This is a genomic window from Pseudomonas sp. NPDC086278 (assembly GCF_050280905.1).
Lineage (GTDB): Bacteria > Pseudomonadota > Gammaproteobacteria > Pseudomonadales > Pseudomonadaceae > Aquipseudomonas.
Window position 1 is genome coordinate 39,230 of the sequence record NZ_JBNNWE010000042.1, and the last position, 10,622, is coordinate 49,851.

Genomic DNA, 10,622 nt, shown 5'->3' on the forward strand with positions numbered 1-10,622 from the left:
TGCTGCTCATGAAAAACCCGCGCTCAAGGCCCTATCTGGCCTTTGACGCGGGCATATCTGTCGCGGCCCCTCTAACCGCCCAGCGCGTTCACCAGCGTCGCCTGATTTTGCCACTGGGCAGTCTTGACCTGGGACAGCGCGTTCTGCGCCGCTAGCTGCACCCGTTGCGCTTGTAGCACATCAAGAAACGGCGTCTCCCCGGCGCGCCAGGCACGCTGAATCTGCTCGGCGGCAGAACTGGCCTGACTCGCTGCGCTCGTCAGAAAGGTCTGCCGTTCGGCATTGCGCTGCGCGGCTGCCAACGCCGACTCCACTTCGGACACCGCCGTCAAAACACTGCGGCGATAACTCAGTAATGCCTCCCTTGCCTCTGCGTCACGCAGGTCAACCACGTTGCGTCGACGACCACCGTCAATTAGCGGCACGCTGGCATTCACTCCTGCCAGCCAGAACGTGGAGCTGGCCAGACTGGCAGCACTCGCACCATCAATCAGCGAACCCAGTGCTGCCGAAAGACTCAAGCGCGGCATCAGATCAGCCCTAGCCACACCGACGCGCGCATAGGCGGCAATTAAGCGTGCTTCGGCGGCCCGAATATCGGGCCGACGGCGTAACAGATCCGCAGGCGTTCCGGCATCCAGCAACGACACGGTCGAGGCCTGCGCCGGGCTGTCCTTGAACTGCCGATACAACGACTCGGTCGGTTGGGCCAGCAACACCGACAATCGATGCAGCGAACGTTGCCAGTTCAGTTGAAGCGACGGCACTTGGGCTGCGGTGGAATCCGATTGTGATCGGGCACGCAGCACGTCGGCCTCAGGACTGGCCCCGGCCGCGTATAACTGCTCCGTCAACTGCAGAGTCTCGGCCTGGCTAGCAGCGCTTAGCTTGACGATCGCCAGACGCTCCTCAAATCCGCGCGCTTCGGCATAGGCTTGAACCACTTCCGTGATCAACGCCACCCGCACGCCTCGAGCTACTTCCTCGGTTGCGTTGAGATCGGCATCGGCAGCTCGTACGCCTTCACGGATTCTCCCGAACAGATCGATCTCCCAGGCTGCACTCAGCCCTAGCGAGGTGGGCTCGGTGATTAGAGAATCGTTAAAGCCCGCCTGCCCCGCCGGGATTCGCTGACGGGCCACGCTAGCGCCGAGATCGACCTGCGGGCTGCCGGGAGCGTCAGCGATATTTCGCAGTGCGCGCCCGGCATCGATTCGCGCCAAGGCGATCTGCAAGTCGAGGTTCTGCCCCAGTGCACGTTCCACCAGGCGGTCGAGCAAGGGATCTTGATACAGCTTCCACCAATTATCGGTGACGCTGGCAAGCACCGTCGTTTGCGCATTAGCGAAATGGTCGACAGGCAAGTCGCTCTTGGGCGGCATGACGGGCAAGGCACAAGCGCTCAAAAGTGCCGCACCCAGTACCAGAGCAGGGACGCTGAGAAAGTTAATCATGGACCACGCCCTGTTCAGAAGGTAAGGATTTAGGCAGTGCCTCGCGCTCGCCACCGGCCAGACGCCGAATCAGCACATAGAACACTGGTGTGAACAACAGCCCAAACAGCGTGACCCCGATCATGCCGAAGAACACCGCCGAGCCTACTGCCTGACGCATCTCCGAACCTGCGCCCTCGGACATTACCAGCGGCAATACACCCAGAATGAACGCCAGCGAGGTCATCAGAATCGGCCGCAAGCGAAGACGGCAGGCTTCGACCACCGCATCGACGATGCCCTGTCCTTCTTTCTCTTGCTGGCGTGCAACCTCGACAATCAAAATCGCATTCTTGGCCGCCAACCCCACCAATACGATGAAGCCAATCTGCGTCAGGATGTTGATGTCCAGCCCCATCAGGCGAACGCCGCCGGCAGCCGCTAACAGACACATGGGCACGATCAGCAAGATCGCCAATGGAAGACTCCAACTGCCGTACTGCGCCGCCAGTACCAGATAGACAAAGATCACACACAACGGGAACACCAACAGCCCCATGTTTCCGGCGGTTGTCTGCTGATAGCTCAGGTCAGTCCACTGGTAGGTGATACCCGGTGGCAGCGTCTCGTCCGCCAGACGTGCCATCGTTTTGATTCCGAACTCCGAACCCAGTCCCGGCAGCGTATCGCCATTGATTTCCGCCGTGGGAAACAGGTTGTAGCGTGGGAATCGCTCCACACCCAGCGCCTCATGCAAGCGCGTCACACTGGCAATCGGCACCATCTGCCCGGCATCGTTGCGTACCTTGACTCGCGCCAGATCTTCGGGCGAGACCCTGTACGGCAAGTCGGCCTGTGCCGTCACTCGATAAGTGCGCCCTACGAGGTTGAAGTCGTTGATATAGGACGAGCCAAAGTAGGTCTCGATGGCCTGGTTGATCTGACTGCTCGGCACACCCAGCATTTCCGCCCGTTCACGATCCAGCTCCACGAACACTTGCGGCGTCCTTGCTGAGAATGGCGAGTAAACACCAGTCATGCCTTGAGTCGCGTTGGCGGCAGCAATCAAATCATCTGTCGCCTTCGCCAATGCAGCAGTACCCAACCCGCCAATGTCTTGCAAGCGCAAGGAGAAGCCGCCCGTGCTACCCAACCCTTGAACCGGTGGCGGCGTGGCAACGATAACGGTTGCACCACTGACCGCCTTCAGCCGCTCACGCAAGTCCTCGGCGATTTTGTCCGACGTCAAGCCATGCACCTTACGCACGGACCAAGGCTGGAACACTGGCGCAAGGCCGGCCGAGTTAGATGAGCTGGTACCAGTGACCATCGAGAAGCCAGAGAATGTCGGTACTCGGTCCACGCCCGGCACATCCAGGGCGATTGCTTCGATCTGCTGAGAAATCTGGTTGGTGCGCTCCAGCGATGCGCCGTCGGGCAGCTGCACGATCACTACCAGGTAGCCACGATCCTGAATCGGAATAAAGCCTTTGGGCGTCGACACCAGCAGATAAGCGGTCGCGCCAATCAGTACCGCGTAGATCGCCAGCATCAACGGCGTTTTTGCCACCAGGCCGCGCACGCTGCCGGCATAGCTGGTTGAAAGTTTAAGGAAACCTCGATTGAAACCATCGGCTGCACGCTTGAGTACACCGAGAGGGCCTTTTTTTGCCTTGTGATGATCTTCCGGTTCATGCCGACGCAAGATCATCGCCGCCAGCGCCGGAGACAAGGTCACCGAGTTGAACAGCGAGATCGCAGTAGCTACCGCGATAGTGATGCCGAACTGGCGGAAGAACTCACCGGAGATACCAGGAATGAATGCGGTCGGTATGAACACCGCACACAACACAAGGGTGATAGCGATCAGCGCACCGCCAATTTCCTGCATGGTCACGATGGTTGCTTCTAACGGGGTTTTGCCATCGGCGAGGTGTCTTTCGACGTTCTCCACCACCACAATCGCATTATCGACGACGATCCCCACTGCCAACACCAGCCCGAACAGCGTCAAATTGTTGATCGAGTAACCCAGCATCGCCATGACCGCAAACGTACCGACCAGCGATACAGGTATGGCCAGGATAGGAATGATAGACGGGCGCCAGCCTTGAAGAAAAATCATGATCACCAGCACCACGAGGACAACCGCCTCGAAGATGGTCTTGCCCAGCTCACCGATACTGTCGGCGATAAACGCTGTCGGGTTGTAACCGATGCTGTATTCAATGCCTTCAGGGAAATCCTTGCCGATTTTCTCCATGGTCTCTTCGACCACTTTCATCGTGGCCAATGCGTTGGCGCCCGGCCGTTGCAACACTTGGAGGCCGATGGCGGGGTTACGCAGGTAATAGGTGTTATTGACGTAAGCCAGCCCGGCGATTTCCGTGCGCGCAACATCCTTCAGGCGCACAAGACGCCCTGCAGTACCTGATTTGAGAACGATATTGTCGAAGTCGGCAGGCTCTTTCAGACGACCTTCGAAAATCAGGTTCGGCTGAAACGCTTGAGAGGCCACCGGAGGTTGGGCAATGACCCCGCCTGCCACCTGAGTATTCTGCGAACGCACCGCGGCAATAATATCCGCTGGTGTCAGATTGAAGGCTGCAACGCGCTCCGGATCAAGCCAGATACGCATCGAGTATTCGCGGGCCCCCAGTGGGTTGACGTCGCCTACCCCATCGATACGTTTGAGCACATCCGCAACGTTACGAATCGCAAAGTTCGAGACATAGAGCTGGTCGTAGGTACCCTTGGGTGACGAAATGAAGATCGTCGACAGCTGCGTTGGCGACGACTTGCGTACAGTCACGCCACTGCGCTGTACCGGTTCCGGCAATCGCGGCGTGGCCAGCGCAACGCGGTTTTGTACAAGTACCTGCGCCTTGTCAACATCGGTGCCGGGCTTGAAGGTCACCGTCAGGTTCAGACTGCCATCGGAGGTCGCCTGACTGTACATGTAGAGCATATCTTCAACACCGTTGACCTCCTGCTCGATAGGAATCGCCAGTGTTTCCGCAACGGTCTGCGCCGACGCACCAGGATAGGTCGCGGTGACCACCACAGTTGGTGGTGCGATGTCCGGATACTCGGAAGTCGGCAGGACCAGATAGGCCAGGCCTCCGACGATCATCAGAACGATGGACAATACAATCGCGAGTACCGGTTGTTCGATGGACGTACGTCCCAGGTTCATAGCGGTGCCCCTTGGTCGTCAGCTTTCGCGGCTTGAGCCAGTGAGCGATTTTCGGCTATCGCCGTATCACCGGTGCGTACGCGCTGAAGACCATCGACAATCACGCGGTCCTGCGCCTGCAATCCGCTAGCGATTTCGCGCAAGCCATCATGCAGTTTGCCCAGCGTCACCGGACGAATTTCGACCTTATTCTGCGGATTGAGCACATAAACGACTTTGCGGGTCGCATCGACGCTAATGGCCGTGTCTGGCAAGAGCAATGCAGCATAAGGTGCCTGGCTGGAGAACTGTACCCGGCCAAATTGCCCGGGACTCAGTTGCAGATCCCGATTGCTGACCCGGGCGCGCTGGCGCAAGGTCCCGGTCGAGGGGTCAAGTCTGTTGTCGATGAAATCCATGCGGCCGGTCATGCTCGGTTCGACTTCACCTGGCAAGGCGATACGGACCTGACTTTGATCCGCAGCGCTATGGATCTGTCGACGGTATTTAAGATAACTCTGCTCATCGATGTCGAAATAGATATCGATCGGATCGATTGAGACGATGGTGGTCAGCAACGTGGCGCTGCTGTTACCGCCGTTGACCAGGTTACCTTCACTGATCAGTTTGCGGCTGATTCGCCCGCTCATGGGCGCGGTGATTCGGGTGAATTCCAGATCAAGTTTCGCGGCGCTCAAGGCACCCTCTGCGCTCAAGACCTCGGCCTGCGCAGCCTGACGTGCTTGCAAGCGCTGGTCATAGAGACTTCGAGCGATGGTTTTCGATTCGATCAGTACGTTGGCCCGTGCAAACTCCTGCTCGGCCAACGACAGTTGCGAACGAACCTGAGCCACCTTGCCTTGCGCCTGGACTACAGCAGCCTGGAACGAGCGTGAATCAATCACGAACAGCAAGTCCCCCTTTTTAACGATGGCACCGTCCTGAAACGGGACTTTTTCGAGATATCCACTGACTCGCGAACGAACTTCAACCGAGTCAGTCGCTTCGAAGCGACCGATGAAACTGTCCCAATCCGTGATCGTCGATTTGACTGGCTGACTGACGGTGACGACCGGCGGTGCTGACACGTTGCCTGCCGCATCAGGTCCACACCCGGTCAACGCCGCCAGCAGAGTGAGACTTACAGCGGATAAAGCTGTTCCTTTGATGGCATAGGCTTTATATGAAGGCGGTGATGCCGATTTTCCTGCTGAATTCAAACTCACTTAGTATGCTCCCCGGTTGACTACTGAATAACGGCCACTCCATAGCCACAAAAAAATTCAGAACTTGAACATCAGTTCTTATTTTTCAAATATCGACGTCAACACGAACTCCACGACTTAGTCTAAGCCTGATCGTTCATTCAGTGCTTTATTACGATCGACAAAGGCCCCGGACTCTTCAGCATGAACTACGAAAGAGGTAGAAATAGCAGCGAAGATGGCGAACAGCGCAGCGGACTTCTTAAAATATTTCATTGCAGTGATCTCGGTAGTGGTAAAGAAGAATTGGATTCTCCAGTACCGCGACTCGAAGATAAACTACGGATACACGAAAAGAATATTGACTAAAAAACAAGAAAGAACGAATTTAAGAAGACGCTGAATCCGTAGCGCACAATTAGATGCGCTTATTAGGTGAGCAACTTGCTAATGACTTGTGAAGTTTTTTCACTATGCAATATGAGTCGAGATGGACTCCATATCGCTCGAATATTGGCAGGGTTCGTCGAAATACCAGCGACCTTGAGAGGTCAATCCCGGCTCATGAATTTTTGCAACCGCGGGACCATGAAGTCTAGAAAAGTGCGTATACGTTGGGGAACGTGATGACCGCCCTGATATAACGCATGGACCTCCTCGCTGTCATGACCGGTGCTTGCAAGCACCTCGACCAGCCGTCCGGTGGCAAGATCCTCATCGATATGGAAATCGGCCAAGCGTGCAATCCCGACACCGGCAATGGCCATGCGGCGTACAGTCTCACCATTGTTCGCCTGTAAATTTCCCTGAACGATGCGATCGATGATGCGTCCGCTCTGATGCATCGGCCAGACTGGGCACGACCGAAGGAAGTTAAAGCTCAAGCAGTTGTGCCTAGACAGATCCTCAAGCGTTTCGGGGACACCACAACGTTGCAAGTAAGATGGGGATGCAACGATCTTGCGCCGAGCGCTCCCTATTTTTTTCGCTCGCAGTGTCGAATCACTCAATACACCCACTCGAAAGGCAATGTCGGTGCGGTCCAGGTACATGTCAACAATGTCATCTGACAAGGCCAGGTTGATCTGAATGTTTGGGTGAGCTTCCCAGAACGCCGGCAGATGCGGTTCTATTGCCAGGGTGCCGAATGCTACTGAAGTATTGATTCTCACTGTGCCGTGAGCTTTCTGTGCGCCCTGTGCCAAAACCCTTTCGATATCATCAAGATCCGCGAGCAATGCAATACTGCGCTCGTAGTAAATCCGTCCTTCATCGGTCAACGAAAGCTTGCGTGTCGATCGTTCCAACAGGCGCACGCCAAGGCGTAACTCCAGACGAACAATCAGCTTGCTGACGGTTGAAGGCGTCATCAGCATCTGACGCGCCGCTTGGGAAAAACTGCCGGCATCGACCACCCTCACAAATACCAACATTTCTCCTGCTCTGTTATCCACACTAACCTCCGCTGACTGACTCGTGAAAAAATATCACACGTGTGATCAAGAACATCCATAAATGCCATCGCTTGAATTCACTTCACCTGTGAATAAATTTCATCGATTGACAAATACTTATACCCGTTAATTCGAGTTTTTAAACATCAAAGCTCATCGTTGAATGATTCAAATATTACGAAGACGAAAAAGCAAGACATCGATCGCTCTTTATTCGTTCCTGTAGAACAAATGTCATTTCTCAGTTTTGGTCTTACTCACCTGGAAGCGAGGCAAGTATTGGCGGAGTTAATTGCGCGCCCTGATTTCCGTGAGGTTAGCTTGAGTGGTTTCTCCGAGGACGGTCGCGGATGTCATCCGCAACATCGCTCGACATGACGCCGACAAGTGGCGGACCTCTATTCTCTTAGACGCCTGTGATTCCAATGTTTGGAAAAAGCCGGGTTATCCGGCAGGCTAATGGCGAAACTTTTGAAACTGCCTCACAGGTCCTTTTCAGTTTTGGCAGGTTATCACTCGGCATTAAAGCGCCTACCTTCTGAGCACCATTAGCAAAGGGCCAGGTCATGAACTCATTATTTGAACAATGCCACGTTGGCGGGCTGACGCTGCGCAATCGCATCGCAATGGCGCCGATGACGCGCGCTCGAGCGCCCCAAGGCGTGGCGAACGATCTCACTGCACTTTATTACGGGCAACGTGCCAGTGCTGGATTGATCATCACAGAGGGAACTCCGATTTCTCGTTCGGCGGAAGGGTTTCTGGAAATCCCTGGTATCTATACACCCGAACAGATCAATGGCTGGCGAAAGGTGACCCAGGCGGTGCACGATGCCGACGGCGTCATTTTCTCGCAACTATGGCACGTAGGCCGCGTCTCCCACGTCAGCATTCAACCTGAAGGTATCGCGCCGGTTAGCTCGACCTCACAAATTGCTCGTAACTCTCAAGCGTGGGGGATGACAGAACAAGGTGAACCCGGGCCTGTCGACGTATCAAAGCCTCGTGCTCTCAGCACAAACGAAGTGAAGGAGGTGATCGCTGATTTTGCTCAGGCAGCTGCTAATGCCATTACAGCCGGTTTCGATGGTGTCGAGCTGCATGGTGCCAACGGTTACCTGATTGAGCAGTTTCTTAATCCACTGGTCAATGACCGCACGGATGAGTATCGCAGCGATACTCTCGAGAACCGCTCACGTTTCTTACTTGAGGTCGTCGATAGCGTCGTTGATCGAATTGGCGCGCAGCGCACATCCATTCGTCTATCGCCTTTCGGAGGCTTGTTCGACATGGGGCCTTACGAGGGCATTGAGGAAACCTACCTATATGTTGCCGACCAGCTTTCCCAACGGGGACTAGCTTACGTCCATTTTATGGATCAGTTGTCACGAGGCAGCTCCCCGATCCCCGGTGATTTTCTGAAAAAATTCCGCAGCCACTACCGCGGAATACTGATTCTTGCAGGTGGCATGACCAAAGAGCGCGCCGAGCAATTTTTGCGCGATGGGATGATAGATCTAGCAGCATTCGGCGAGCCGTTTATTGCAAATCCCGATCTGGTCGAACGACTGAAAAATAATTGGCCTTTGTTAAAACCAGACCGCGCACTGAGCTATGGCGGCGGAGCGGCTGGCTACACCGACTACCCGAAACACTCGATCACTTGAGGCCTTTTGAATAGTGGGCTGGCTCTGTCAGCCACTGTTCCTAACCCATCGTGCTTTTTGCTCAAGACTATTGTGCTTGTAGATGCATTTTTCTCTCAGTGTGCTGCACAGATAATGCAGGTAATCACTCATAGAGACACGTTGCATCATGCAATGCGCAGGAGACCCAATGAACTCTCATTTTCAACGATTGCTCGGACCAAATAACTTCTCCATCGGACTTGAGTTGCCACTGGACAACGACTGGTCACCTTCCGGCCAGCGGCTGCGCATGACGGAAAATCGTCCGTTTGGCGTACCTGACCTTAAACAACATGCCCATCTGGCCCGATTGGCAGACAGCAGCGGTTTTCGAGCCCTTTGGGTACGTGACGTTCCTGTCTACGATCCGAATTTCGGAGATGCTGCACAAGTTTTCGAAACCTTCTCCTACCTGGGTTATCTGGCTGGCATCACCCAAAATATAATGCTGGGTACCGCTGCGGTAGTTTTGCCGCTGAGACAACCGTGGCTCACGCTCAAAGCTGCCAATAGTATCGATGAACTCAGTAACGGACGCCTATTACTGGGAGTGGCCAGTGGCGACCGGCCAATGGAGTACCCGTTATTCGGCTGTGATTACACAACTCGAGGAGCTAGTTTTCGCAGCGCTGTCGAACTACTAAAGAGCAAGGGCGTCGGACGTCTGCCAGAAGGTGCCCACCTATTGCCACAGCGTGAAGATCCTTTTCCCCTACTGGTGGCTGGACTTGGTCAACAATCACCAGCATGGATCGGGGAACATATGGATGGCTGGCTCGCCTACCCTGGAACCGCGCAGGAACATCGTCGGCGTGTAGGTCTCTGGCGAGAGGTTGGGGGTGATAAGCCTTACATCAGCTTTGTGCATCTTGACCTTGAGGCCGATCCTCAGTCGCCGATGAAACCATTGCGGTTTGGGGGCCGTGGGGGACGCGTTGCACTCATAGCCGAACTTGAAGCGATGCGCGAATCAGGTGTGCAGCATATTGGCCTACAGTTGCGTCACAGCGAACGACCTGTGGCGGAAGTGATTGAAGAAATTGCCGAATACATTTTGCCAAGATTCCACGGAGCAATTTGACCCTCTTTTCAACCGTGTTGTAGCTCGCAAGGAAGCGTACTTTGGCGGCCTGTATGGAGGGTGCCTGCCTTATAAACGTGCGCCAAGCCAGGAAGACGGCAGCAAACGAGTTCTCTATCGCGGCACAAGCTGCCAGATGCTCTTCCCTCCTGATAACACGGGGATCTACTTTCTTTGCCACCAACGTTCGCGCCTGTTCTCGAGCCACACGCGCACTCTTGAGACTAATTTCCAGATAACTGCCCAACGAGATACGAACCTGCCGGCCTAACCAATAGAAACGGTAATGCCAGCTTTTTCCGCCCTTGGCACCAATGAACAGGTACAACCCATCAGGTCCTTGAGGGTGTAGTTTTTTCCGTAGAGTTTGGCGTTACGATCTGCCGTATCGGTCAAAGACATGGGTACATCCCCTCGTCTCGTTCGATTGAGGAGAGATGTCCAGCAAGCCAGCACCGAAATCCGCTGTATGGTCCACGCCCGCCGCAAGTTTTTCGATCCGCACGCAACGAACAAAAGCCAATTGGCCGAACAGACGTTTGCACTCAATTGGCAGCTTGTACGAAATCAAACGACAGCTCGGGAA

8 protein-coding genes and 2 pseudogenes are annotated in these 10,622 nt (G+C 55.0%); 4 read left to right on the top strand and 6 right to left on the bottom strand.

Annotated features, from left to right (window positions below; translation table 11 throughout):
* Positions 1-71: 71 nt before the first annotated feature.
* From ACQKP4_RS15095 to ACQKP4_RS15105, 3 genes are read right to left on the bottom strand one after another with little or no spacing between them, the layout of a single operon-like run.
* Positions 72-1,454, bottom strand: coding sequence for an efflux transporter outer membrane subunit (locus ACQKP4_RS15095; RefSeq protein ID WP_427634337.1), 1,383 nt, complete (start codon positions 1,452-1,454; stop codon positions 72-74).
* Positions 1,447-4,629, bottom strand: coding sequence for an efflux RND transporter permease subunit (locus ACQKP4_RS15100; protein WP_427634339.1), 3,183 nt, complete (start codon positions 4,627-4,629; stop codon positions 1,447-1,449). Before ACQKP4_RS15100 ends, ACQKP4_RS15095 begins: the two co-directional genes overlap by 8 nt.
* Positions 4,626-5,777, bottom strand: coding sequence for an efflux RND transporter periplasmic adaptor subunit (locus ACQKP4_RS15105; protein WP_427634350.1), 1,152 nt, complete (start codon positions 5,775-5,777; stop codon positions 4,626-4,628). The genes ACQKP4_RS15100 and ACQKP4_RS15105 overlap by 4 nt, the downstream gene beginning before the upstream one ends.
* A 240-nt stretch (positions 5,778-6,017) precedes the next feature.
* Here ACQKP4_RS15105 and ACQKP4_RS15110 point away from each other — a divergent pair, with 240 nt between their 5' ends.
* Entirely contained in the window at positions 6,018-6,182 is a 165-nt protein-coding gene (locus ACQKP4_RS15110; protein WP_427634341.1) for a hypothetical protein, read from the top strand.
* 182 nt (positions 6,183-6,364) lie between these two features.
* Here ACQKP4_RS15110 and ACQKP4_RS15115 read toward each other — a convergent pair whose 3' ends face one another.
* A complete protein-coding gene (locus ACQKP4_RS15115; RefSeq protein WP_427634343.1) occupies positions 6,365-7,267 on the bottom strand; it encodes a LysR substrate-binding domain-containing protein in 903 nt (300 codons plus the stop codon).
* A gap of 566 nt (positions 7,268-7,833) precedes the next feature.
* On the opposite strand from ACQKP4_RS15115, the gene ACQKP4_RS15120 reads away from it, so the two are divergent.
* Together ACQKP4_RS15120 and ACQKP4_RS15125 are read left to right on the top strand one after the other, a co-directional pair.
* Positions 7,834-8,934 (top strand): alkene reductase, encoded by a 1,101-nt coding sequence (locus ACQKP4_RS15120; protein WP_427634345.1) that lies wholly within the window; start codon positions 7,834-7,836, stop codon positions 8,932-8,934.
* Positions 8,935-9,103: 169 nt separating this feature from the next.
* The gene (locus ACQKP4_RS15125; RefSeq protein ID WP_427634346.1) at positions 9,104-10,036 is read left to right on the top strand and encodes a TIGR03571 family LLM class oxidoreductase; all 933 of its coding nucleotides are present in this window, start codon (positions 9,104-9,106) and stop codon (positions 10,034-10,036) included.
* Positions 10,037-10,187: 151 nt separating this feature from the next.
* Here the strand turns inward: ACQKP4_RS15125 and ACQKP4_RS15130 are convergent.
* Both ACQKP4_RS15130 and ACQKP4_RS15135 read right to left on the bottom strand, forming a co-directional pair.
* A pseudogene (locus ACQKP4_RS15130) lies at positions 10,188-10,370 on the bottom strand (Arm DNA-binding domain-containing protein); the annotation flags it as partial.
* Positions 10,304-10,438 carry a hypothetical protein gene (locus ACQKP4_RS15135; RefSeq protein ID WP_427634348.1) on the bottom strand — a complete coding sequence of 45 codons (135 nt, stop codon included), beginning with the start codon at positions 10,436-10,438 and terminating at the stop codon, positions 10,304-10,306. The gene ACQKP4_RS15135 and the pseudogene ACQKP4_RS15130, both read right to left, overlap by 67 nt.
* Before the next feature lie 40 nt (positions 10,439-10,478).
* Between ACQKP4_RS15135 and ACQKP4_RS15140 the strand changes: the two are divergent.
* A pseudogene (locus tag ACQKP4_RS15140) lies at positions 10,479-10,622 on the top strand (IS66 family transposase); the annotation flags it as partial.

Bases quoted from the DNA above. Each gene is read 5' to 3' on its own strand.
- ACQKP4_RS15135 (WP_427634348.1), bottom strand. From the start codon at position 10,438: ATGTCTTTGACCGATACGGCAGATCGTAACGCCAAACTCTACGGAAAA.
- ACQKP4_RS15095 (WP_427634337.1), bottom strand. From the start codon at position 1,454: ATGATTAACTTTCTCAGCGTCCCTGCTCTGGTACTGGGTGCGGCACTT.
- ACQKP4_RS15120 (WP_427634345.1), top strand. From the start codon at position 7,834: ATGAACTCATTATTTGAACAATGCCACGTTGGCGGGCTGACGCTGCGC.
- ACQKP4_RS15125 (WP_427634346.1), top strand. From the start codon at position 9,104: ATGAACTCTCATTTTCAACGATTGCTCGGACCAAATAACTTCTCCATC.
- ACQKP4_RS15100 (WP_427634339.1), bottom strand. From the start codon at position 4,629: ATGAACCTGGGACGTACGTCCATCGAACAACCGGTACTCGCGATTGTA.
- ACQKP4_RS15110 (WP_427634341.1), top strand. From the start codon at position 6,018: ATGAACTACGAAAGAGGTAGAAATAGCAGCGAAGATGGCGAACAGCGC.